Origin of the sequence: Shewanella sp. TB7-MNA-CIBAN-0143 (assembly GCF_040310065.1) — a bacterium.
Classification (GTDB): Bacteria; Pseudomonadota; Gammaproteobacteria; order Enterobacterales; family Shewanellaceae; genus Shewanella.
The window spans coordinates 41,734-64,213 of record NZ_JBEOPL010000023.1; the positions used below are offsets into that span (position 1 = coordinate 41,734).

The window sequence follows — 22,480 nt, forward strand, 5'->3', positions numbered from 1 at the left end:
GGGTATGCTGGATGAGTAAGCTATTGGTAAAGAGTATTTCTGGGCTGTATTTAGGCGACCAAGTGCAAATGCATAACGGTGTTGCCAGTTGTATTAACCAAAAACATGCCGCTAAGCAGTTGACCGTGCAATTTGACCACGTAATAGGCAATCGTGAGGCCGACCCTAAACATCACGGCGGCCTCGATAGAGTGTTGCATCATTTTCCGCGTGAGCATTATGGCCAATATCGCCGCTGGGATTTAATGACTACGTTTCGTGATGCACCTTCTATGGGTGAAAATATCAGTACCGTTGGCCTTAATGAAGCACAGGTTAATATTGGTGACATCATCCAAATTGGTGATGTCACCTTGCAAGTTACACAACCTCGTTCACCGTGTTTCAAACTCAACCTACAGTTTGGTCATCCTAAATTTGCCTTAGCCATGCAAGAAAGCCGTATGTGCGGCTGGTTTTATCGAGTGTTGTCTGAAGGTGGCATTCGTCCGAGTGACAGTATCTGTTTGCTAGAAAGAAAAACGGATATCAGTGTGGCTAAAGCGATGCAGATGTATTTTTTAGCTGAATTTGATGCAGAGCAATATCAGACATTGCTTGAGTGCGAAGGCTTAGCGCAAAGTTGGGTTAATTCATTGCAACGCCGGCTGGATCAGCAAAGTATAGAAGATTGGGCAATGCGCTTATATGGCAACGCCAGTTAATGCCTCCCGGTATGATAAGAACGATATGATAAAAACAACATGATAAGGAATATCAAATGAATGAACCGATGGTCGAAGTTAGCAAGCAAGCCAAAGATATGGGGTTATTGATCCATGCTGCCAGTTTTGCCGGTTATGTGTTTCCGCTAGGAAGTGTTTTAGGCCCTTTAATTGTCTGGTTAATGAAGCGTGATGAATTTGAGTTTGCCAATCAATGCGGCAAGAACTGTCTTAATTTTAAATTGAGCTTAATGATATATGCCATGGTGTCAGCAATATTAATTTTGATTGGCGTGGGAGTAATACTATTAGCCGCTCTAGCATTGCTTGATATTATTTGTACTATTATCGCTATTGTTAAAGCCAACGATGGCATAGCTTACCAATATCCGCTCACTATCCGGTTTATTAAGTAACCCGAACTCGAAATAAAAACGCCACTCAAATGTGTGGCGTTTTTGTTAAAGCGATTTCTAAAGATATTACACTTTAAAGCGGGCTACTAAGACATCTAGTCGACTGGCTAACTGATTCAATGATTTACTCGCATTTGCAGCCGCGTGAGCGGTATCTGCTGTTCGTAGAGTGATATCGTTGATTTCAGTCACATTACGATTAATGTCTTCAACCACGGTAGATTGCTCTTCAGTGGCGGCAGCAACTTGAATGTTCATATCGCTAATTAGCGCAATGCGTTCGCTAATACCACTTAACGACTGGCTTGCTTCATCGACAGCTGTAACACCTTCGAGTGAGCGGCTACGAGATTGCTCCATAGCATTAACTGCGCGACTGGTTTCTGATTGAAGCTTATCAATCATATTTTGCACTTGGTTGGTTGATGCAGCGGTGCGAGAAGCTAAGTTACGTACTTCATCTGCAACCACAGCAAAGCCTCGTCCAGCTTCTCCAGCGCGAGCGGCTTCAATGGCTGCGTTCAGTGCCAGTAAGTTGGTTTGCTCTGAAATGGCACGAATAACATCTAAAATACTGCCAATTGATTTAGTGTGTGTCGCTAGCGACTCAATCACTTCACCGACTTGTTCAACGTCTTTAGACAATTGATTAATAGTCGAACGCGCTCGAGTGACCACTTTTTGGCCATCAACAGATTCAGTATCTGCATCACGAGCGGTGACAGCGGCTTGAGCTGCATTGCTAGCAATTTCGTTAACCGTGGCGCCCATTTCGTTAATGGCAGTAACAACCATGATGGTACGGTCTTTTTGTAACTGACTATCCGCTAATGTTTGATTAGATTGGTTTGATACATCAAGTGCCGATAAACCTAGTTGTTCGCTGGTTTTGGCAACTTCGACTACAGTATCTTGGATTTTGCTGATGAAGCTATTAAAGCCTCGGGCAAGCTGGGCTATTTCGTCATCGCCATTAACGGGTAATCTTTGGCGTAAATCACCTTCACCTTCACCAATGTTACGAAATAGCTCGGCAATATGTGCAATCGGACGACTAACCGAACCCGCGACGGCAATTGAAATGGCAATAAATACCGCAGCGATCAGTACGGTCCATAATAATATCTGATAAGCCGACTCTTGTAGCAGGGCAAATACTTCTGCTTCAGGTACTTGAGCGACCAAGTACCAATCCATTGATTTAATGTAGCTACTAGCAATTAACATGTGCTGACCATCTACTTCTGCTTTAACTAAGTTAAAGTCATTTTTGTTTAGTAGCTGGTTAGTATTAGCGTTAGGGTAAAGGTTACTGAGTTTGCTTTTACCGATCTTACTCGTGTCTTGGTGCAGTTTGACGTCACCTTTAGTATCAACTAAATATACAAATCCGCTGTCTTCAATTTTAAATGAAGCCAGTAAATTAACCATATCATCTAACGATTTTGCTAGGCCTACCAAACCTCGACCATCAGGTTGTTGATAATTAATGTAAAGCTTAACATCACCGTTACTAGGCTCTGTGAATACATTCAGCATTCGCTCTTGCTTACTATCGCGATAGTCAAAAAACCAAGCATCTTGTTGTTGGTTTAATATGCGTAAAAACCCATCTTGGTTGTAGTAGGCCGCGGTTTCACGGTCGGCATAAGATGCTTGAGCTAAATCATATTGATTTTTTATGCTATTAAGTTCAGCTATAACAATTTTTTCTTGGTCTGCAGGTCGGCCATTTTCAAGCCATTCAAGCAACATTTTACTATTAGCTAGCTGTTCGCCTGCATTCATTAGGCTACTGATTTCGAGATCGATCTCGTTGCGAATTTGCATGAGCAAACTCGGCATTTCCGAGTTTAGCATCCGCTGTTCAACAACTTGTTTTGCACTTCGTTGACTTAATAATCCGACTAAGATCGTGGATAGCAATACTGCAACCGTCACGGTCAGTAATATTTTTTGCTTAATGGTAAGTGTATTCATCTACAACAGCCTCTTGGGAGTATCTCTATGGTATATCGGACACAATGGCAATAAATTGATAGTTATTTTGCTGTTAAGTTGATTCAGTCAGCAAAATAGCCTTTTGGTGTAGGTTGTTTTGATTTTATGTGGGTAATGATAGTCGATAAAACAAAAAAAACGCACCTATATTTAAGTGCGTTTTATTGACTGTGCCAATATTTTAACTATTGGTTCGCTTACATATTTGGATAGTTTGGCCCGCCGCCGCCTTCTGGTGTGACCCAGGTAATGTTTTGGCTTGGGTCTTTAATGTCACAAGTTTTACAGTGAATGCAATTTTGACCATTAATGACAAACTTTTTGTCGCCGGCTTCTTCAACAACTTCATAAACCCCGGCAGGACAGTAACGTTGCGCGGGTTCATCAAATTTAACTAAGTTAACCGATATTGGGATGCTTTGGTCTTTTAGATGTAAATGACACAGCTGATCTTCTTCATGAAAAGTATTCGACAGATATACCGACGATAACTTATCAAAACTCAACTTGCCGTCAGGTTTAGGATAGTCAATTTTATTGTAATCGCTAGCTAAGCCCATCGTGGCGTAATCTGGGGTCGTGTCTCTAAACGTCAGCGGAAACTTGCCACCAAACCAATTTTGGTCGATATAGTTAAAGGCGCCACCGATTAGCGTGCCAAACTTATGCATTGCAGGACCAAAGTTGCGCGAGCTATAAAGCTCTTCATGTAGCCAGCTTTTTTCGAAGCGGTCTTGGAAGCAGTCGAGATCTTTGCCGCCTTCAAGCCCGGCAATTAAGCCTTCGCCTAAGGTTTTTGCCGCGATGATACCGCTTTTAATTGCCGTATGCGTGCCTTTGATTTTGGCAAAGTTAAGCGTACCCGCATTACAGCCAATGATTAAACCACCAGGAAAACTCATTTTAGGTAATGAATTTAAGCCGCCTTTGGCAAGGGCGCGAGCACCATAGGATAAGCGCTCACCGCCAATTAATGTTTCGGCAATCACTGGGTGTGTTTTATAGCGTTGAAACTCATCAAATGGACTGAGATGAGGGTTTTTATAGTTTAAATCAATAATTAACCCAACAGCAACTTGGTTGTCTTCCATGTGGTACAGGAATCCACCACCAGATGAGCCATCCACGAGAGGCCAGCCACCGGTATGAACCACTTTACCCTGTTGATGTTGCTCTGCAGGGATTTTCCAAATTTCTTTAAAGCCTAAGCCATAATGCTGTGGCGTTTTACCATTGTCTAAATGGTATTTTTGGATCAGTTGTTTACCTAAATGGCCACGGCAGCCCTCTGAAAATACGGTGTATTTGGCATGCAATTCCATACCCGGCATATAGCTGTCTTTATGTTGACCATTTTCGCCAACACCCATATCACCGATTAAAATGCCTTTAACGCTGTTATCTTCATTAAACAGTAATTCACTGGCTGCAAAACCTGGGAAAATCTCTACGCCCATGGCTTCAGCTCGGTTGGCTAACCAGCGAGCTAAGTTACCCACACTAATAATGTAGTTACCATCATTGTGCATTGTTTTAGGCACTAAGCTGTTGGGCATTAAGCGAGATTTTGTCTCTGAGTTTAGCAGGTAGATTTCGTCATGAGTGACTTTGGTGGTTAGCGGGATGTCTGAATCACGCCAATCATTAAATAATTCGTCCAGTACATCGGGTTCAAATACGGCACCCGATAAAATATGAGCACCAACCTCAGAGCCTTTTTCTACCACGCAAACAGTGATTTCTTTATCGGCATCTTTAGATATTTGCATTAAACGACAAGCGGTCGCCAAACCTGCAGGGCCAGCACCGACAATTACTACGTCGAACTCCATTGACTCGCGTTCCATCTTCTCACCTTTCAAAGTTTCCCGTTCATTGCGGGTTTATTGTTTTTTATAACGATTAAAATAAGTAAACGATCGTTTATCCTTTACTCACCTTACCGCAAAATGAACGTTTGTCACAGTGGCAAACTCAATCTTGTTAGCGTGAGTCGAGTCACAAATAGATAACGATATAGTCTTTCAAGCTAAGATATTCACCTAAAGGGGTATTTGTAAAACGGTATTTAGGCCTATAATTGGATCTGACGGTTCTCCGAGCTTTTTGCCCTACGTCAATGATATGGGCAGTTAGCCGTGGTAATTTTGCCACCGGGGTGAGTAAAGAAATGCACTCACCTCCCACACTTGGAAAGGTTAACATGTCCCAACTACAAGACAGCTTTGGTCGACGATTTCACTATTTGCGGATGTCAGTTACTGATGTTTGCAATTTCAAATGCACTTATTGTTTACCCGACGGTTATCGTCCGGATGGTAAACCTACCTTCTTAACCCTCAACGAGATTGAAAATCTGGTTGCCGGTTTCGGTGAGGTAGGCACACAAAAAGTTCGTATCACTGGTGGCGAGCCCACTCTACGCAAGGATTTCACAGATATTGTGCGGATCGTTGCCGACAATCCCAATATTAATACCGTAGCGATGACCACCAATGGGTACCGTTTACAGCAACATGCCAAAGAATGGTATGACGCAGGTTTACGGCGCATTAATGTGTCTGTTGATAGCTTAGATCCTAAAATGTTTTATCAAATTACTGGCGAAAATAAGTTCGACCAAGTAATGCGCGGTATTGACGCGGCTCTTGAAGCGGGTTTTGAGCGAGTTAAAGTCAATGCCGTATTATTAAAAGGCTTAAACGACAAAGATTTACCGCGTTTTTTACAGTGGATTAAAAACACGCCTATTGATTTACGTTTTATTGAATTAATGGAAACCGGTTTAGGTCACGACTACTTCAATGCGCATCATTTGGCGGGTGTAGACATTAAAAAACAACTTGAGCGAGAAGGCTGGTTATATGACTTGCCAAGTGTTGATGATGGTCCTGCGCAAAACTTTAGCCATGCAGATTATCAAGGTCGTATTGGATTAATTATGCCTTACGCCAAGAATTTCTGTGCCAGCTGTAACCGCTTACGAGTTTCTGCAAAGGGTAAATTACATTTATGTTTGTTTACTGAAAATGGCGTCGATTTACGCGATTTAATACAAAACCCTTCGCAGCGAGATGAATTAATTAGCCGCTTACACGGTCAATTAGCGCAGAAAAAAGAAACCCACTTTTTACATCAAGGCATTACAGGTGTGACTCAACACCTTGCCTCTATTGGTGGTTAAGCCGACTGACGCGGCAATACATGTGACGCTCAGTCGATGGACATTGAATTTGATTAAGGCAGTAAAAAAGCATGAGCAATTGTTTTACCCATATTAACGCCGATGGCAATGCCCATATGGTCGATGTGACTGAAAAAGCCGTCACTGAGCGCGAAGCCCGCGCTGAAGCTTTTATTGATATGGCACCAGATACCTTAGCCATGATCATGAATGGCAGCCATCACAAAGGTGATGTTTTTGCTACCGCACGTATTGCCGGTATTCAAGCGGCTAAGAAAACATCTGATTTGATCCCATTATGTCACCCTTTGATGCTGACTAAGGTGGAGGTGGAGCTTGAAGCTCAGCCTGAGCATAACCGTGTACGCATTACCAGTTTGTGCAAGTTGTCGGGTAAAACCGGTGTTGAAATGGAAGCGCTAACCGCAGCTTCTGTGGCAGCCTTAACCATTTACGACATGTGTAAAGCCGTACAAAAAGACATGATTATTTCTCAAGTTCGTTTGCTTGAAAAACGCGGCGGGAAATCGGGTCATTTTAAAGTCTAATTCGGCCATTACGAACTAACATAAACCCAATATTTGTTATGAATAAATGCATTGAGAGACCACTATGATCCAAGTGTTATTTTTTGCGCAAATCCGTGAGTTATTAGGCACCGCTAAAGTCGAACACAGTGGCGATAATATTGATACTGCAGAAGCATTACGTGCAGCGCTTGCCGCTACTGATGATAAATGGGCCAAAGTGTTGGCATCAGACAAATTGCTGGTGGCGATTAATCAAACCATGAGTCAGTGGGATTCACCGGTAAATGATGGCGATGAAGTGGCCTTTTTCCCTCCAGTCACAGGGGGGTAACATGGAACATCATAGCAACCAAATTGTTGTACGAGTCCATACGGAAGACTTTAGTGTCGCTGATGAATACGCCTTACTTGCCTGTGATAATCAGGACGGTGCCGTGGTTAATTTTGTTGGCAAAGTACGAGACTTTAATGATGGCAGCGCTGTAACTGACTTAACCCTCGAACATTATCCTGGTATGACTGAATCAGTATTACTGCAGATTAGCCAACAGGCTTGTGAACGTTGGCCTTTAAATAAAGTGACGATTATTCATCGAGTGGGTACGTTGTCGCTTGGTGAGCAAATTGTGTTTATTGGTGTGACTAGCGCTCATCGTAAAGCGGCTTTTGCGGCATGTGAGTTTTTAATCGATTTTTTAAAAACGAAAGCGCCTTTTTGGAAGCTTGAAGCAGGTGATACTGGCGCTAAGTGGGTTGAAGCGCGTGATAGCGATCAGCAAGCAGCCAAAATGTGGCAAAAGTAATCGTCTATATGGCTCGTACATAGCAAGGATAAACCCTCAATGTCTTTCATTAACGCCAACATTACTCAGCGTTCATACTCATATCTGCCCCGATTTCGGGCTGGCGCTATCGCATTATTCTTTGCCATTGTTAGTTCCGTAGGGTTTAGTTCTTTAAGTGTCGCGAGTGATGCTCCTGCGATTGCTGCGGCTGCCAACATAAAATTTGCAGTAGATGAGATAGCGATACGTTTTCAGCAGCAAACCGGTTTGGCTCTGCGGATCAGTTATGGTTCTTCGGGTAATTTTGTCACCCAAATTCAGCATGGTGCACCGTTTGAGATGATGCTCAGTGCCGATGAAGATTATATTGAGCGGTTACATCAAGCGGGCTTTACCCAAAATGATGGCGTTGTTTATGCCATCGGTCGGCTTGCTCTTGCTGCACCTAAGACGTCGTCGTTAATTTTAGATCCTGAGTTAGTTGGGTTAGCGCAATTAATCGCCGATGGAAAGGTGTCTCGTTTTGCAATAGCAAATCCTGATCATGCTCCCTATGGTGAACGTGCGCGTGAAGTCCTTAAAGCGAAAGGTTTGTGGGACTCACTGCAACCTAAACTGATTTTAGGTGAAAATGCTTCACAAGCTGCCCAATTTACCATTAGTGGATCGACTCAAGGTGGTATTGTGCCGTTATCATTGGTGCTATCTCCTGAATTTACCAAGCGTGGTAACTATGTGGTTATCCCTGATTCGCTATATCAACCGCTTAATCAACGGATGGCATTAATGCCTAATGCATCTGAAACTGCGGAGCGATTTTATCAATACATGCAATCAGCAGATGCACAGGAAGTATTAACTCAATTTGGGTTTAATTTACCCAAACCTGCTGTAAAGAAGGCTGATTAATGGATTGGCAAGCTCTGTGGCTGTCGGTCAAACTGAGTTGTTTTACCGTAGTATTGTTAATTCCGTTGGCCATTATTGTCGGGCGGGCGTTGGCATATCGCCAATTTAAAGGTAAATCATGGCTTGAAGCTTTGATCATGGTGCCGTTAGTGTTACCGCCAACAGTCATTGGTTATTACCTGCTAGTAGGGTTAGGTAATCAGAGCATGATTGGTCAATGGGTTGAGCAGTTAACCGGCCAACAATTGGTGTTTCATTTCTCAGGATTGGTAATCGCTTCCATTATCGTCAATATTCCCTTTGCGGTTCAGCCTATTCAACGTGCTTTTGAAACCATTCCTATCGATATTCGTGATGCCGCAGCTTGCTGTGGCATGAGTCGATTACGGATATTTTTTCGAATAGAATTACCTATGATATGGCCTGGTGTATTAACGGCCGTTGTACTGTGTTTTTCCCATGTATTGGGCGAATTTGGTGTGGTGTTGATGTTGGGCGGTAACATTGCCGGTGAAACCAAAACCATCTCAATAGCGATTTATGATAGTGTGCAGGCATTCGATTTCGATTCTGCAGGAATGATGTCTTTGGTATTATTGTTGTTTGCGGTGAGTGCGTTAGCGCTCACTACAAGTATGTCGAAGCGCTTAGGAGGGCATCGTGGTGCCTCACAACGCTGACCTTATATGTGATATTTCACAAACATTGCCCATTCCATTGGAAGCTCACTTCAGTTGTCGGGCTGGTGAAGTGCTAGCCGTGGTTGGCCCTTCTGGTGGCGGTAAAACCACCTTACTGAGAATGATTGCCGGTTTGAGTCTACCTCAACGGGGCCACATTCATTGTGGTGATAGATTATGGTTTGATGCAGAGCAGTCTATTTCGTTAACTCCCCAGCAGCGACACATCGGTTATATGCCACAGCATTTTGGCCTGTTCCCACATTTATCTGCACTCGACAATGTTATTTCTGGGCTCGATCATGTGCCGAAAGAATTACGAAAGCAACGAGCATTAGATTGGCTAGAACGTGTCAATTTACATGGATTGCCTGATCGCTTACCCGCACAATTGTCTGGTGGACAACGTCAACGAGTTGCGCTTGCCCGTGCTCTCGCGCGTGAGCCGGCTATCCTACTGTTAGATGAACCCTTTTCTGCGGTAGACCGAGAAACCCGCGAACGCTTGTATATTGAGTTAGCTCGCTTAAAGCAGCAATTGTCTATTCCCGTGGTCATGGTAACGCATGACATCCATGAGGCATTGTTACTGGCCGATAAGATGATACTGATCAGTCAGGGGCAAATGCTGCAACAAGGCAAACCATTTGAGGTACTATCTCATCCTAATAACGAAGCGGTTGCACGGCAAATGGGCTTGAGGAATATTTTTGACGGTCAAGTCGTATCGCAAGATATTGAACGTAATATGACCCAATTTACACTAGGTGATGAATTGATTGTCAGCGACAGTGCACCAACATTAACTGTTGGCCAATCTATCCGTTGGGTTATTCCGAATCAAGGTATTCGCTTTAACGCCATCAGCAGCGGTCGTCTGTGTAAAAGCTTAAATAAATTAGAAGTACTAATTGAATCTGTGTTGGTGATGGGTGAATCATCACGAGTGATAGCGTCAGTTGTAGGCATTGGATCCATTATCAATGCAGACGTGCCGACACATTTAGTGCATAAGTTAGCCTTAGCGCCAGGGGTGCAAACGACTATTGCGCTTAAGTCCGATCAAATTCATATTTTAAGTGCACAGTCTGAACTCGGATAACCAAGGTTAAATAATGATTTTTACTGCTCAGAATGTCAGATTTCTGATAATAAACCGGTGATTGATGTTTGAATAAGGCCATTTAGCGACCTAAATAGCGCATTTGATATAAAACCTTCCCATTTGTGCTGATTTGTATAGGTTTACCCGCCCTCACATTTCTAAAAAATGTTGTGTCATGACAGCCCATCTAACTGAAAATGGTATTTATGATCAATTATTAATCTTAGATTTCTTGGGACTTTGGCTGCTCTTAGGTAGAGTAGGCGTGTGATAGAATTTTCAATTATATAGAGGCTTGTGATGGTTCGGTTGCTGCTAGCAATATGCTTTCTTCCTTGTGCCGTGATGGCCACACCATCTATGCACTCTTTATTGATCAATGGCGACTTTTTAAAGCCAATAACGGTCATGGAACAATTAGAGCAACAAGACGAAGGCACCATATGTGACTTTGATGTTGATGTTGAAGAAGGTTTGTTGGTGTATAAGATTTCTATGGTTAACGTAGAGACTCACCGAATCAATAAATACGAATACCGAGCCTTAGACGGTACATTATTAACTGAAAAATCGTCTGCTTATGCCTCTGATGATATTGGCCAAGTTAATGCGGCAAAAATGCTGCAAGCTAAGCATATGAAGTTTTCAGAATTAGTGACCCTCGCGATTGAAAACCAACAAGGATATTTAACACAGGCGGAATTGGACCACGATTTATCAATTAGTTATCTCGAACTAAAGTTACTCAATCAAGATAGTAGAAATACTATTGCTTTCGATATTGAGACTCTACGTCCACTACCTTTGCTCAAATGGGATTAAAGACTCTATGACTATGCGTATTTTATTGGTTGAAGATGATGCTACTACGTTAAAGTATGTAGCCGACGGATTTACGGCTCAGAAATATCAAGTTGATAGCGCGACTGATGGTCAAGAAGGCCTCACGTTAGCCAAGCATAACCAATATGATTTACTGATCCTCGATCGCATGTTACCAAAGCTAGACGGCTTAACATTATTGTCTGCTCTGCGTACCAGTGGTAATAAAACACCAGTACTTATTTTATCGGCATTAAGTCATGTTGACGAGCGTGTAAAAGGTTTACGTGCGGGCGGTGATGACTACATGACCAAGCCATTTGCCTTTGCAGAATTGTTAGTACGAGCAGAAAAACTTGCGCAACGTAACGTGGTTGAACCGGCTGCCACCGAAATTGAAGTGGGCAGTTTAAAGATGGAATTATTAACCCGTAAAGTCACCCTTGACGATAGCGAGTTAATGCTACAACCAAAAGAATTTCAATTGCTTAAGTATTTGATGGAGCATCCTAATCAAGTGATTAGCCGCACATTATTATTTGAAGCTGTATGGGACTACCATTTTGATCCTCGCACCAATGTGATTGATGTGCATATTGCCAAGTTACGTCGCAAGTTTGAAGAGCTTGGGCATGGTGAGTTAATTGAAACCGTTAGAGGGGCTGGATATCGCCTTTGTAAAAGGCATTAAGCCTTACCAAAGTAGTGCGTGGCGGATCACGCTGATCTTCTCGACATTAGTAACCATACTCATTGTTATGTTGGTGCTTAGTCTCTATAGACAGTTAGTGATCGAGCAACAAAATCAAGTAGATAAACATCTAGCTGCAGAAATGCAGCGCTATCAACAGTTAGCATTAACGGTTAACCGTCGCAGTTTTGCGGCTCAAATTCGTGCTGCCGATCCTAAAACTGCACTGATTGCCTGGCGCAACAGTGTAGATATGGTGGGCGCATTGACTTTCTTACCCGAAAATATGCCACAACTGCCTGAAACGAAAGATTTCCCTATCTTTACTGGTGGTCCAGATAAACTGCATATTCTTACTGGTGGCTTAGTTATCACCCGTTATGGCCCAGTATTAATTGCTACACGTACCGATCAACTCGCGGCTTTAATCGAGAAGTTTATTAACGCTGCATTTTGGGCCGTTGCATTCACTTTAGGGCTCACGCTAGCGTTAGGCTATATTTTCTCAAAAGCCATTTTGAGACGACTGGTCGAATACAACCGTTTGAGTGAACAGATTGAAGCTGGACACTATGAAACACGTCTGCCAGTAAGCGAAAGCCAAGATGAATTTGATATGCTGGCACGGCAATTTAATTTAGTACTCGACACGTTAGAGCAAAACTTACGAGCTGTTCGCGGTGTGACCGATAATATTGCCCATGATTTACGTACGCCATTATCGCATTTACGCATTGGTATTGAGCTATTGTCGCAAAAACCTACAGCTGAACTTGCCGATGCCACCGCTGAGTTACTTGAAGAGTTAGACCACTGTTTGGGGACTTTTGATGCGATGTTATCGCTAACGCGCATCGAAGAAGGTCAGCAAATGCTTGATTTGCAGCCGGTGAGCTTACAGCAAATCTGCCAAGATTTATTTGAAATGGCTGAGGTAATTGCCGAGAGTCATGACCAAGTATTGAGTATTAGTTTAGACGATGATGTTCACGTGAATGGTGATAAGTATCTGTTGTTCCAGGCATTATTTAATCTAGTGGATAATGCGATAAAGTATTCACCTAATGGCGCCACGATTAATATTATTCAACACGGTAAACACATTCAAATTAGTGATAATGGACCGGGTATTATTGACGAAGATAAAGAGCGTGTATTCGATCGCTTAGTGCGTTTAGACCCTAGCCGTCATTACAAAGGCACTGGTTTAGGATTATCGATGGTAAAGGCTATTCTATCGCGTCATAAAGCGACGATTTCACTACTCGATAATAACCCTGGTTTACTCGTGAGTATTCACTTTAAATAACCCTGCGAGCCTCTCATTTAATCGTTGTTGGATAATATATGTACCAAGTGATCAGTGATCAAACAGACTTTATTGTCATCAGTAAATCCGTGAATGTTCATTTTCATAGCCAAGATGGCAATGCTGGAGTGATTGCACAGGCTGAGGCTGATTTAGGTTACAAGCTTTACCCTGTTCATCGGCTCGATACACCGACTTCTGGTTTGCTGATTGTGGCTAAATCCCCTCAGGCTGCAAATGTGTTTACCAAAATGTTTACTGAGCATAAAGTTCAAAAATATTATTTGGCGATAGCTTGTGGTAAACCTAAAAAGAAACAAGGCTTGATTATTGGCGATATGGCTAAGTCGCGTCGCAGTATGTATAAGTTACTGCGAACCACAGAAAACCCTGCAGTGACACAGTTTTTTAGTCAGAGTATTGCCGCTGGTATGCGGATGTATTTACTAAAACCGCTGAGTGGCAAAACCCATCAATTAAGAGTGGCCTTAGCCAGTATTGGTGTGCCTATTTTAGGCGATAAACTCTATGGTGATGAACTGAGCGATAGATGTTATTTACATGCCTATAGTTTGCATTTTACCTTTCTAGAGCAGGTTTATTGTTTCCAGCAACTGCCTCAGTTTGGTAAGCAGTTTTTGTTACCTGAGTGCCAACAACTTATGATGAACCAATGGCAATCACCGAATGACTTATCGTGGCCTAGTAAAGACTAATTATCTCCCGCTTACCCTAAAGGGTATTGGTTAATTGCTAAAAACATAATGCGTAAGAACTGGACTGGATAGCCGTTATGATTGCTTTGTTATTATCGCAGCAGTTGATTCTTCCATTGAATCCATTGAGCAAATTGTATTGCGGCCTTTACTTTTAGCAAGGTACATAGCGTCGTCAGCGAGTTGTAATAATTGTTCAATACTGAGGTGGGTTTTACAGGTAGCATAACCAATGCTGAGAGTGGTATTGATATGGGTCTTATGCCACAAAACCTTATTTTCATTGATTTTTTGCTGTACTTTTTCGGCCACTATTTGAGCTTCTTTTTTATTGGTTAATGGCAGTATGATTAAAAACTCCTCACCACCATAACGGCAAATGAAATCAATTTTCCTCAATGATTGTTGTAATATGTCGGCGGTATTCTTGAGCACCAAGTCACCCGCTAAATGACCGTAGGTGTCGTTAATGCGTTTGAAGTGGTCTAAGTCGAGTACCATTAAACTATATGCCAACCCATTTCGAAGCCATAGGGCGTCAACTTCTTCGAGCTTGTTCAATAAAGAGTGCCTGTTCCATAAGCCCGTTAGCTGATCTTTATTGGCTAATCTGGCGACCTTGTAGACTAAGCGCGTCAGCGCATTACCAAACAATACTAGGTTAGTGAGTAGCAGTAATATGATGTAGCTCCACATGACTAACGATGAGTTAAGCTTGTCTGCTGCTGAAATGTTGGCAAGTTCATCGGGGAAAAGCAATAAAACCCCTGCGCGAATGATAAACAGTAAGCCAATGGTGAAAAAAGGCACGTTAATCAACGCCGCATAATACAGCGGTAAGTGTTTTTTTACCGCCCGAAAATTATCAATACCACTAAGGGTGATGAACGTTGCTGCGGTAATACTCATTACAATAACTAAGTAGACTGCATAGGTCAGGGATGGTGGGACCAACAGCATTAATAATGCGGTGGTTGCCAGCAATATCAGATCAAATCGGTAAGATAAAGGCTGTTTAAATAAATGTTGGCAGCCCCAACGCACTAGAGCAAACCCCACAAGTATTGTCATGTCTGCCACAAACCAGTATAAATAGTTAATTGCTTCAGTACGTTGGGTATAAAGCAAAATGCCAATAAGAGTACAAATATTGGTAGCGGCGAAACACCAACTGGCTTTAGGTGCGATGCGTAATAGACTGGCAAGCAATGTCCAAGCTATGGCGCAACTTACTGCGATTAAGCTAAAAAATTGAACAAAAATAATACTTTGGTTATGTTCCATATGACTCATTAGTATCGTGAATAAGACTATTCCATAATTTGATATCAAAAGTGTAGCTAAAATAATAGGCTAATTGTCCTAGTTAACAAATTGTATCGTATACTATTTTTATAATAACTTTAGCTAAATTAATCAACTTAAATAAGGTAACTAAAATGGATTCTAATAAATTATTACTGGTGATTATTGCGATTTTACTGCCGCCTGTAGCAGTTTTGCTCAAAAAAGGCATGGGTAAAGACTTATTAATAAATATCTTATTATGTATTTTCTTTTTTGTACCAGGGCTTGTTCATGCTTTGTGGGTAGTCTTACAAGAATAATGTTTAATATCCTATGCTATTGATGTTGTTTGGTCACTGATAAGCTGGAATCTATAGGGTTTTAATCAGTTTGAGATTATAATTACCTCGTAGAAATGCTATCAAGTGACCAATATGAACCGTAAAAAGAAAATTAATCAAACTCTTAAAGCTAAAGCAAAAAAAGCCAATGCTAAGCTGCATGCTGCTAATAAATCGCCTTATATTGCCAAAGCAGAACGTGCACAGCTTGCCCAAGCGCAATCGGTTATAGCGCCAACAGCCGATTTAGCTGATAGCGCATTAAGCGACTCTGGCGCTGTACATTCGCCAGCACAGTAGCACCATAACCATGACTACAGAACATGACGATAGAGATGTCATTTTATCTACGGATTAACACTGCATACTTTACAATGTGGTTGTTTAGGTAAACGCATTTGCCTAAACTCCATGGTCATCGCATCAATCATTAACAACTTCCCCGTTAATGGCTCGCCGATAGCCGTGATGACTTTGATTGCTTCTGTTGCTTGAATGCAGCCAATCATGCCGACCACAGGCGCAAGAATACCTGCCTCAACACACGTTAATTGTTGTTCACCAAATAAAGCACTAAAGCATTGATAGCAAGGGCTGTCTTGTTGGTAGTCAAATACTGTAACAGTGCCTTCCATTCTAATAGCCGCGGCTGACACTAAAGGCACTTGGTGCTCAAAACAGCTTTTATTAAGCTGTTCACGCACTAACATATTGTCTGTGCAATCCAGAATTAAGCTATGTTGACTCACCAACACGTTAATCTCATCATCATCTAATAACGCATTAATGGTATTGATGTTAATTAATGGATTTAGCAGCATCAGCGATTGCTTAGCCGATTCAACTTTTGCTTGGCCAATATTGGCGTCATAGTGCAATACTTGGCGCTGCAAATTAGACAGCTCTACGGTATCAAAATCAACTAAGGTGATTTCACCAACCCCAGCCACGGCAAGGTATTGACTTGCTGCACAGCCGAGTCCGCCTGCACCAATAATTAATACTTTGGCAAGCTTGAGCTTTTCTTGGCCATCGATATCGATAGCCTTAATAGAGATCTGCCGGCTATAGCGCAGCATTTCATTATCAGTGAGTATCTCTTGATCAAGTGAATCCATACTATTCCTAACACAACACGTTATTAAAAGGCTCTACGGTGACTTGTGCGCCTGTTGGCGTGTCGCCTTGGAATTGATCTAATATCACAAAACAATTAGCTAAACTCATTGATGTGAGCATGCCTGAGCCCTGGCCGCCAGTAATCGCTACTTCAAGTTCGCCCAATTCATTTCGACTGAGTATGCCGCGTTGATATTCGACTCTACCAGGGTATTTACGTATATCGGTCAGTAACTTTGCTTGGCAAAATAACGGTTTAACAGGCTTAAGTCCCTGCATTTTATGTAAAATGGGCAACACGAGTTTATAAAACGTTACCATCGAAGAAACGGGATTACCGGGCAAACCGCAAAAAATAGCGTTATCTATTTTACCAAATGCGAATGGCTTGCCTGGTTTAATAGCGAGCTTCCAAAAGGTAATCTGGCCTTCTTCAGACAAAATCTGTTTAGTAAAGTCAGCTTCACCCACTGAGACTCCGCCAGATGTTAATACCATATCAGCCTTGCTGGCTGCTTCTTTAAATGCACCACGAATGGCTTCTTTATTGTCGGCTATTACGCCTAAATCAACCCAGTCAACATGACTTTTACTGAGTAAGCCTTGGATTGAATAGCGGTTAGAATCATAAATTTGTCCGGGAGCCAGTTCACTTCCTACAGGGCGTAACTCATCACCAGTGGAAAAGAAGGCGACTTTTAGTTTACGTGTCACTCTAACTTGGCTAATACCGATAGTGGCGAGTACGCCCATTTCAGCTGCGCGGATAGTGATGCCTTTGTGCAATACTTTGGTACCTGCAAGCAGCTCTTCACCACGACGGCGGACATTAGCGCCTAATCGATGTGGGTGCTCGATGGTAATTTGATTATCGTCGGCTTGGACTTTTTCTTGCATTTGCACGGTATCAAAACCCACAGGTACAGGGGCGCCGGTCATAATACGAATACAGCTATTGGGTGATACTTGGCCATCGAAAGGGTGGCCTGCAAAAGAACTACCCACGAGGGTAAGGGTTGTTTTATCCTGTGATGCGGCTAAATCGGTAAAACGAAATGCATAACCGTCCATTGCCGAGTTATCAAATGGGGGTAAATCAATACTCGATGCTAGATCTTCCGCTAGCACTCTGTCGATAGCCTGGGTTAATGTGACGAGCTCGGTATCTTGGGTTGCTTCAACTTGAGCTAAAAGTTGCTCAATTGCTTGATCGGGATGAAGCAATGTTGGTTGAGCGCAAGGGTCTTGATTACTGGACATCAGAACTTCCTTAATGAATCGCTAAAATACTATCAACTGTATCTTGGCTGAAATAGGTCTTTGCTTTTAATGGTGCTTAGTATGCCATGATGGCACAAGAGTTTTATGATCACACTTAAGGTTTTATATTTTATGTCGAAAAATAACGCCAATACCGATTGGTACTTATATATTATTCGCTGTGCAAACTCGCATTTATACACCGGTATTACCACGGATATTTCACGTCGTTTTGGCGAGCATCAAGCCAGTGGTCCTAAAGCAGCTAAATATTTAAGAGGGAAAGGCCCGTTAACCCTAGTTTATCAAGAATCATTAGCTGATCGAAGTGAAGCGTCAAAACGCGAAATTGCTGTTAAAAAATATACTCGCCAGCAAAAATTATTATTGATTGAACAGTATGAGTTAACCCGTCCACGGTAACGATAAGTTACCTATATTTATAAGTTTTTCATATCAAAATTTTGGTTTACAGTTTTTTTACGACTAGACTGAAATGATGGAATCTCAATGGTTAATCCACAATGGTCAAGTCGTTAATGAGTGTTGCGCTGATCATGTGTTGCAATGCATTTCCTTCAGCGGCACAACAAGTACGCATTCAACCAGCTCAATCTTCAGAAAATACCACTTACCAATATTATTACGACTTGTTATAGCTGCTATTAACCCAAACCGCTGACGATTATGGCTCGGCGGATATTGTTGTTAGCAATGACCATCCACGCTTAGCGCGACGCATTACTCAAGGTTTAGAGGCATTCATTGCGACAGGTCAGCTACATGAGTTTATTGAGCCGCATGAAACAACTCGAGATATGTTCCCATTGAGTCGATATCGCCACAAACACCTTTTCAAAATCAGATTTATGGATTGATTTACCGCATCCCACAAAAAACGCCGCAGCACTTGTGGAGTGATACGGCGTTATTTAATCTCATTGTCTATATAGCGTTGAAGCTTATTTGGACGCTCGCAACACCGGATACTTCATGTATTCATTGTCATAATATGGGCTGCGTTGGTAAAACCAGCGTAATCTTGCTTGGCTATCTTTAGCAAAATCAGGATCTTTAAGCGCTTGATCAAACTCAGCTTGTAGAGCTGGGTTGTCGAGTAACATTTTTGCTGCTAAAGGCTCCACGGCATAGTCTTCAATGTATTCAGTGCGGGTAAAAATGGTATTGAACATTCCCCAATAAAACAATGAATCCTCAGCCTGAGGTTCAAGTAATAGCATTGTTAAGTCACCCAAAGGTTGGTCGGTTGGAATACGCATGCTACCCGCTGGCAGGAGGGTATTTATTTTGTGAATAGTCGTTGTTGCCGTTACCGTTTGATGACCTTCATAATCAGCACTTGAGAATAGTGGGTCGCTGAATTGATATTGCTGCGCGGTTATCGACGTTGGCTTATTCAGTTGTGTCATTCTAATGCCATGCAAAGATAAACGCTCAATAACGTTTGTCCATTGTGGCGGAATATAATAAGCCACAGGCCGAGTTACCGTGATATCTGCTTTTGTGTTAGCCACAATCGGTAAGTTTTCATATAACTTAGGCTCTCCAGTCCAGCGGACAACTTTGTCACCACTGATTGGGCTTTGCTCAACACGGTAATCAATCCCTTTAAAGTCTTTTCCTTCAGCTAAGGTTTCATTTTGCCAGTTGATGGTTAACTTACTTGGGTTACGATATTTGTCTTCATTAATCGCAGACTTTAGCTTGGTGCTATTTTTTGCCACCGTTTTAAGAGTTTGTTCAAGTGTAACGTAGGTACCAAGAACGCGTTGCTTATAAGGTTTAAGGCTATGGTTCTCTATTAGAATAGTCGGTAAATGACGAGCATCACCGTAACCATTGGAAAAACGTGGGCTAGGGTTCCACAATGACAAGCCTTTAGTCATGTCTGTATTATCGTTAGCAAATACCAACTGGCCCGGAATGTGGCCTTGCTCTGTTAATGCATGTTCAACCGCTGGGCGGTAAATAGACTCTAACCATGTAAAAATACTTGGGCTATAGCCTTGTGCAACGTTGTAACCAAAGGTGACATCGTATTGGTAGTCAATACCATCGGTCACATGGATATCAATGTATAAGTCTGGCTGCCATATATTAATCGCTTGAATGAGGTGCTGCATTTCTAGAGTGTCAGCTTTAGCATAATCACGGTTTAAATTTAGATTGTTGGCCGTGGTGCGCCAGCCCATATTCACCGGCCCGCGTTGATTTACACGATTGAATTTGCTGCTACGCTCGTGGGCATCGACACTGAAAATAGGAATAAACAGTAAATTAACGTTTTCAAGCAAATCGCGTTTGTTACGATGGCTGATATCACGTAGTAGCATCATGCCTGCATCTTTACCGTCAATCTCACCAGAATGAATACCTGCTTGCACTAATACCGTTGCTTTACCGTTGTCACTTAATGCTTGTGCCGTTGATACCCCATCTTGTGACGCGATAATCATCCATATATCTCGTCCTTGGGGGCTTTTACCAATGCTGACTTTTTGCAACACGTCGGTGCTGTCTACGAGTTTGTCTAACCATTCCATGGTGTCGTGATAGTTCGGGCTAGAAACATAACCTTGTTGCTCAAAAGGGGTTGCCCATGGTTGATCTGCACTTAACAGTAAGCTTTCACTGGCGCCTGACCAAGGATGAATTGGCGGTAGTATACTGTCATTTTCGAGATGCGTTATTTGCTCTGCCGGTACTTGAGGAGCAGCAGACACAGCATTGTTAGCATGAGTGAAAGTGGAACAGATGAGTAACGGACTAACCATTAAGCTAGCAAGCAAAAAGCGGCGCATGAATATCCCTGTGAATGGTGATGGTGTCGAAATACGGTAATAGCATCATAACACTGCCTATCAACAGTTTCAGTTGCTTTTACCCTTATAAATGAACTGGAACAGTGCCGATAAAAAATCCCAACCGAAGTTGGGATTTGTAAATTACATCGCATTAAATAAAGCGTTACGAATAATGGGTAGCTTGTTTACACGTTAGGGCCAGCATTTTTGATGGCTTCAGACACTTTATATTTTGCAAAGTTATCACTGAACTCTTGTGCTAGCTGCTGTGCATATTTGTCATACTCAGCTTTATCTGCCCAAGTGTTGACTGGGTTTAATAAAGCAGTATCAACACCCGATACACTAACAGGCACGTTTAAATTCAGTTTATCGATATAAACGGTTTCAACATCTTTTAACTCACCACTGACAATAGCATCCACAATGGCGCGAGTTGTCGGGATATCAAAACGTTTACCTACACCATGTGGACCACCGGTCCAGCCAGTGTTAACAAGGTAAACTTGGCTGCCAAATGACTCAATACGTTTCATGAGTAGTTCAGCATACACTCCTGCTGGACGTGGGAAGAATGGTGCACCAAAACACGTCGAGAAAGTTGACTGAATTGCAGACGTTGAGCCCATTTCTGTCGAGCCAACTTTCGCGGTGTAACCCGATAAGAAATGATATGCAGCTTGTTCTTTGCTTAATATCGACACAGGCGGTAATACACCTGATACATCGCAGGTTAAGAAAACCACAGCATGGGGTTCTGCACCACGGTTATCTTCTTTACGTTGAGCGATATGCTCTAAAGGATAAGCGGCACGGCTGTTTTCAGTCAGGCTAGTATCTTTATAATCAGGCACTCGCTGTTCATCAAGCACCACATTTTCGAGTACGGCACCGAAACGAATCGCATCCCAAATCACAGGTTCATTTTTTTGGCTAAGGTCGATACATTTTGCATAGCAACCACCTTCGATATTAAATACGCCACCGGGTGCCCAGCCGTGCTCATCATCACCGATCAGGAAACGTTTTGGATCAGCTGAAAGCGTGGTTTTACCGGTACCCGATAGGCCGAAGAATAATGTGGTATCACCATCGTGGCCGACGTTGGCCGAACAATGCATGGGTAACACACCTTTAGCGGGTAATAAGAAGTTTTGCACCGAGAACATCGACTTCTTCATTTCACCTGCATATTTCAACCCTACAAGCAGTACTTTTCGCTCGGCAAAGTTCAGAATAACAGCGGCTTCAGAGTTTGTACCATCACGTTCAGGTTCGCAGACAAAACCTGGCGCATTGATGATTTGCCAGGTGTCTTTATTACCACGATTAAAGGTTTTTGGAGCGATAAATAAATTACGAGCAAACAGTTGATGCCACGCGAACTCAGTGGTTACACGTACAGGAATGTAATGTTCATCATCAGCGCCAACTTCGAGTTCTGACGTAAACAGTTCTTTGTCTGCAAGGTAGGCTTCTACCCGGCCCCATAACGCATCAAATTTGCCAGCATCAAACGGACGGTTTACTTTGCCCCATTCAATATCGGCTTCAGTGTTTGCCTCTTTGACGATAAATCGGTCATTAGGTGAACGACCCGTTCTTTCCCCTGTCTTGGCCACTAAGGCACCATTTGCGGTCAGCTGACCTTCTCCACGAAGAAGCGCGATTTCTACTAACTGTGCTGTCGTAGGGTTGAGGTGAACGCGGTTAGATACATCCGCCATAGTGTTGATCTCCATGTCTTTTAGGTCGTGTTTCGCAGTGAAAAGCTATTGGGGGTTAGGTATTCAAAC

General features: G+C 42.5%; 23 protein-coding genes, 1 pseudogene and 1 riboswitch. Of the genes and pseudogenes, 17 read left to right on the top strand and 7 right to left on the bottom strand.

Translation table 11 applies throughout. The annotated features are described in order from the left end of the window. Positions 1-11: 11 nt before the first annotated feature. Together AAEY97_RS17305 and AAEY97_RS17310 are read left to right on the top strand one after the other, a co-directional pair. The gene (locus tag AAEY97_RS17305) at positions 12-704 is read left to right on the top strand and encodes an MOSC domain-containing protein (RefSeq protein ID WP_351000371.1); all 693 of its coding nucleotides are present in this window, start codon (positions 12-14) and stop codon (positions 702-704) included. A 68-nt stretch (positions 705-772) separates the two neighbouring features. After that, positions 773-1,120: a DUF4870 domain-containing protein gene (locus tag AAEY97_RS17310; RefSeq protein ID WP_350979405.1), complete on the top strand. Its 348-nt coding sequence runs from the start codon at positions 773-775 to the stop codon at positions 1,118-1,120. 66 nt (positions 1,121-1,186) lie between these two features. Here AAEY97_RS17310 and AAEY97_RS17315 read toward each other — a convergent pair whose 3' ends face one another. After that, positions 1,187-3,100, bottom strand: a complete 1,914-nt coding sequence (locus AAEY97_RS17315; RefSeq protein ID WP_162022001.1) for a methyl-accepting chemotaxis protein — start codon at positions 3,098-3,100, stop codon at positions 1,187-1,189. A 218-nt stretch (positions 3,101-3,318) separates the two neighbouring features. Then, complete coding sequence (locus AAEY97_RS17320; RefSeq protein ID WP_351000374.1) at positions 3,319-4,968, bottom strand: electron transfer flavoprotein-ubiquinone oxidoreductase; 1,650 nt, start codon at positions 4,966-4,968, stop codon at positions 3,319-3,321. 236 nt (positions 4,969-5,204) lie between these two features. Next, positions 5,205-5,337: riboswitch (molybdenum cofactor riboswitch) on the top strand. Here AAEY97_RS17320 and moaA point away from each other — a divergent pair. The 11 genes from moaA (at position 5,325) to AAEY97_RS17375 (ending at position 13,852) form a co-directional block, all read left to right on the top strand. Next, the gene (gene moaA / locus AAEY97_RS17325) at positions 5,325-6,305 is read left to right on the top strand and encodes a GTP 3',8-cyclase MoaA (protein WP_101087429.1); all 981 of its coding nucleotides are present in this window, start codon (positions 5,325-5,327) and stop codon (positions 6,303-6,305) included. It overlaps the preceding riboswitch by 13 nt. Positions 6,306-6,376: 71 nt before the next feature. Further along, positions 6,377-6,853: a cyclic pyranopterin monophosphate synthase MoaC gene (gene moaC / locus AAEY97_RS17330; RefSeq protein WP_101087428.1), complete on the top strand. Its 477-nt coding sequence runs from the start codon at positions 6,377-6,379 to the stop codon at positions 6,851-6,853. A 64-nt stretch (positions 6,854-6,917) separates the two neighbouring features. After that, positions 6,918-7,166: a molybdopterin synthase sulfur carrier subunit gene (gene moaD, locus AAEY97_RS17335; protein ID WP_011635576.1), complete on the top strand. Its 249-nt coding sequence runs from the start codon at positions 6,918-6,920 to the stop codon at positions 7,164-7,166. 1 nt (position 7,167) lies between these two features. Then, the gene (gene moaE / locus AAEY97_RS17340) at positions 7,168-7,638 is read left to right on the top strand and encodes a molybdopterin synthase catalytic subunit MoaE (RefSeq protein ID WP_101087427.1); all 471 of its coding nucleotides are present in this window, start codon (positions 7,168-7,170) and stop codon (positions 7,636-7,638) included. 39 nt (positions 7,639-7,677) lie between these two features. After that, complete coding sequence (gene modA / locus AAEY97_RS17345) at positions 7,678-8,529, top strand: molybdate ABC transporter substrate-binding protein (protein ID WP_335692614.1); 852 nt, start codon at positions 7,678-7,680, stop codon at positions 8,527-8,529. Further along, complete coding sequence (modB, locus tag AAEY97_RS17350; RefSeq protein WP_101087425.1) at positions 8,529-9,209, top strand: molybdate ABC transporter permease subunit; 681 nt, start codon at positions 8,529-8,531, stop codon at positions 9,207-9,209. Before modA ends, modB begins: the two co-directional genes overlap by 1 nt. Next, the gene (locus AAEY97_RS17355) at positions 9,190-10,311 is read left to right on the top strand and encodes an ABC transporter ATP-binding protein (protein WP_101087424.1); all 1,122 of its coding nucleotides are present in this window, start codon (positions 9,190-9,192) and stop codon (positions 10,309-10,311) included. The genes modB and AAEY97_RS17355 overlap by 20 nt, the downstream gene beginning before the upstream one ends. Positions 10,312-10,659: 348 nt before the next feature. Next, entirely contained in the window at positions 10,660-11,136 is a 477-nt protein-coding gene (locus tag AAEY97_RS17360) for a hypothetical protein (RefSeq protein WP_242445167.1), read from the top strand. A 13-nt stretch (positions 11,137-11,149) separates the two neighbouring features. Continuing rightward, positions 11,150-11,827, top strand: coding sequence for a response regulator transcription factor (locus AAEY97_RS17365; RefSeq protein WP_041413271.1), 678 nt, complete (start codon positions 11,150-11,152; stop codon positions 11,825-11,827). Between the two features lie 67 nt (positions 11,828-11,894). Then, the gene (locus AAEY97_RS17370) at positions 11,895-13,136 is read left to right on the top strand and encodes a sensor histidine kinase (RefSeq protein ID WP_351000434.1); all 1,242 of its coding nucleotides are present in this window, start codon (positions 11,895-11,897) and stop codon (positions 13,134-13,136) included. Between the two features lie 38 nt (positions 13,137-13,174). After that, positions 13,175-13,852, top strand: coding sequence for a TIGR01621 family pseudouridine synthase (locus AAEY97_RS17375; protein WP_351000378.1), 678 nt, complete (start codon positions 13,175-13,177; stop codon positions 13,850-13,852). A gap of 75 nt (positions 13,853-13,927) precedes the next feature. On the opposite strand, the gene AAEY97_RS17380 is transcribed toward AAEY97_RS17375, so the two are convergent. Beyond that, entirely contained in the window at positions 13,928-15,136 is a 1,209-nt protein-coding gene (locus AAEY97_RS17380) for a GGDEF domain-containing protein (RefSeq protein WP_351000381.1), read from the bottom strand. 155 nt (positions 15,137-15,291) lie between these two features. Between AAEY97_RS17380 and AAEY97_RS17385 the strand changes: the two genes are divergently transcribed. Together AAEY97_RS17385 and AAEY97_RS17390 are read left to right on the top strand one after the other, a co-directional pair. Beyond that, positions 15,292-15,459 carry a YqaE/Pmp3 family membrane protein gene (locus tag AAEY97_RS17385; RefSeq protein ID WP_011635586.1) on the top strand — a complete coding sequence of 56 codons (168 nt, stop codon included), beginning with the start codon at positions 15,292-15,294 and terminating at the stop codon, positions 15,457-15,459. A gap of 114 nt (positions 15,460-15,573) precedes the next feature. Further along, complete coding sequence (locus AAEY97_RS17390) at positions 15,574-15,780, top strand: DUF2986 domain-containing protein (protein ID WP_351000384.1); 207 nt, start codon at positions 15,574-15,576, stop codon at positions 15,778-15,780. A 47-nt stretch (positions 15,781-15,827) separates the two neighbouring features. On the opposite strand, the gene moeB is transcribed toward AAEY97_RS17390, so the two are convergent. Together moeB and moeA are read right to left on the bottom strand one after the other, a co-directional pair. Further along, on the bottom strand, positions 15,828-16,598 hold the full coding sequence (gene moeB / locus AAEY97_RS17395; RefSeq protein WP_351000387.1) for a molybdopterin-synthase adenylyltransferase MoeB: 771 nt from the start codon (positions 16,596-16,598) through the stop codon (positions 15,828-15,830). 7 nt (positions 16,599-16,605) lie between these two features. Beyond that, complete coding sequence (moeA, locus tag AAEY97_RS17400; protein ID WP_192116487.1) at positions 16,606-17,859, bottom strand: molybdopterin molybdotransferase MoeA; 1,254 nt, start codon at positions 17,857-17,859, stop codon at positions 16,606-16,608. 159 nt (positions 17,860-18,018) lie between these two features. On the opposite strand from moeA, the pseudogene AAEY97_RS17405 reads away from it, so the two are divergent. Next, positions 18,019-18,282, top strand: a pseudogene (locus tag AAEY97_RS17405) (GIY-YIG nuclease family protein); the annotation flags it as partial. A gap of 101 nt (positions 18,283-18,383) precedes the next feature. Next, a complete protein-coding gene (locus tag AAEY97_RS17410) occupies positions 18,384-18,518 on the top strand; it encodes a hypothetical protein (RefSeq protein WP_351000392.1) in 135 nt (44 codons plus the stop codon). 303 nt (positions 18,519-18,821) lie between these two features. Here the strand turns inward: AAEY97_RS17410 and AAEY97_RS17415 are convergent, their stop codons facing one another. After that, positions 18,822-20,681: a M14 family metallopeptidase gene (locus AAEY97_RS17415; protein ID WP_351000395.1), complete on the bottom strand. Its 1,860-nt coding sequence runs from the start codon at positions 20,679-20,681 to the stop codon at positions 18,822-18,824. 188 nt (positions 20,682-20,869) lie between these two features. Continuing rightward, positions 20,870-22,426: a phosphoenolpyruvate carboxykinase gene (locus tag AAEY97_RS17420; protein WP_351000398.1), complete on the bottom strand. Its 1,557-nt coding sequence runs from the start codon at positions 22,424-22,426 to the stop codon at positions 20,870-20,872. Positions 22,427-22,480: the final 54 nt, after the last annotated feature.

Excerpts from the sequence above, each read along its gene's own strand:
- AAEY97_RS17305 (WP_351000371.1), top strand. The coding sequence starts at position 12 with ATGAGTAAGCTATTGGTAAAGAGTATTTCTGGGCTGTATTTAGGCGAC.
- AAEY97_RS17310 (WP_350979405.1), top strand. The coding sequence starts at position 773 with ATGGTCGAAGTTAGCAAGCAAGCCAAAGATATGGGGTTATTGATCCAT.
- AAEY97_RS17315 (WP_162022001.1), bottom strand. The coding sequence starts at position 3,100 with ATGAATACACTTACCATTAAGCAAAAAATATTACTGACCGTGACGGTT.
- AAEY97_RS17320 (WP_351000374.1), bottom strand. The coding sequence starts at position 4,968 with ATGGAACGCGAGTCAATGGAGTTCGACGTAGTAATTGTCGGTGCTGGC.
- moaA (WP_101087429.1), top strand. The coding sequence starts at position 5,325 with ATGTCCCAACTACAAGACAGCTTTGGTCGACGATTTCACTATTTGCGG.
- moaC (WP_101087428.1), top strand. The coding sequence starts at position 6,377 with ATGAGCAATTGTTTTACCCATATTAACGCCGATGGCAATGCCCATATG.
- moaD (WP_011635576.1), top strand. The coding sequence starts at position 6,918 with ATGATCCAAGTGTTATTTTTTGCGCAAATCCGTGAGTTATTAGGCACC.
- moaE (WP_101087427.1), top strand. The coding sequence starts at position 7,168 with ATGGAACATCATAGCAACCAAATTGTTGTACGAGTCCATACGGAAGAC.
- modA (WP_335692614.1), top strand. The coding sequence starts at position 7,678 with ATGTCTTTCATTAACGCCAACATTACTCAGCGTTCATACTCATATCTG.
- modB (WP_101087425.1), top strand. The coding sequence starts at position 8,529 with ATGGATTGGCAAGCTCTGTGGCTGTCGGTCAAACTGAGTTGTTTTACC.
- AAEY97_RS17360 (WP_242445167.1), top strand. The coding sequence starts at position 10,660 with ATGGCCACACCATCTATGCACTCTTTATTGATCAATGGCGACTTTTTA.
- AAEY97_RS17365 (WP_041413271.1), top strand. The coding sequence starts at position 11,150 with ATGCGTATTTTATTGGTTGAAGATGATGCTACTACGTTAAAGTATGTA.
- AAEY97_RS17370 (WP_351000434.1), top strand. The coding sequence starts at position 11,895 with ATGTTGGTGCTTAGTCTCTATAGACAGTTAGTGATCGAGCAACAAAAT.
- AAEY97_RS17375 (WP_351000378.1), top strand. The coding sequence starts at position 13,175 with ATGTACCAAGTGATCAGTGATCAAACAGACTTTATTGTCATCAGTAAA.
- AAEY97_RS17380 (WP_351000381.1), bottom strand. The coding sequence starts at position 15,136 with ATGGAACATAACCAAAGTATTATTTTTGTTCAATTTTTTAGCTTAATC.
- AAEY97_RS17385 (WP_011635586.1), top strand. The coding sequence starts at position 15,292 with ATGGATTCTAATAAATTATTACTGGTGATTATTGCGATTTTACTGCCG.
- AAEY97_RS17390 (WP_351000384.1), top strand. The coding sequence starts at position 15,574 with ATGAACCGTAAAAAGAAAATTAATCAAACTCTTAAAGCTAAAGCAAAA.
- moeB (WP_351000387.1), bottom strand. The coding sequence starts at position 16,598 with ATGGATTCACTTGATCAAGAGATACTCACTGATAATGAAATGCTGCGC.
- moeA (WP_192116487.1), bottom strand. The coding sequence starts at position 17,859 with ATGTCCAGTAATCAAGACCCTTGCGCTCAACCAACATTGCTTCATCCC.
- AAEY97_RS17410 (WP_351000392.1), top strand. The coding sequence starts at position 18,384 with ATGGTCAAGTCGTTAATGAGTGTTGCGCTGATCATGTGTTGCAATGCA.
- AAEY97_RS17415 (WP_351000395.1), bottom strand. The coding sequence starts at position 20,681 with ATGCGCCGCTTTTTGCTTGCTAGCTTAATGGTTAGTCCGTTACTCATC.
- AAEY97_RS17420 (WP_351000398.1), bottom strand. The coding sequence starts at position 22,426 with ATGGAGATCAACACTATGGCGGATGTATCTAACCGCGTTCACCTCAAC.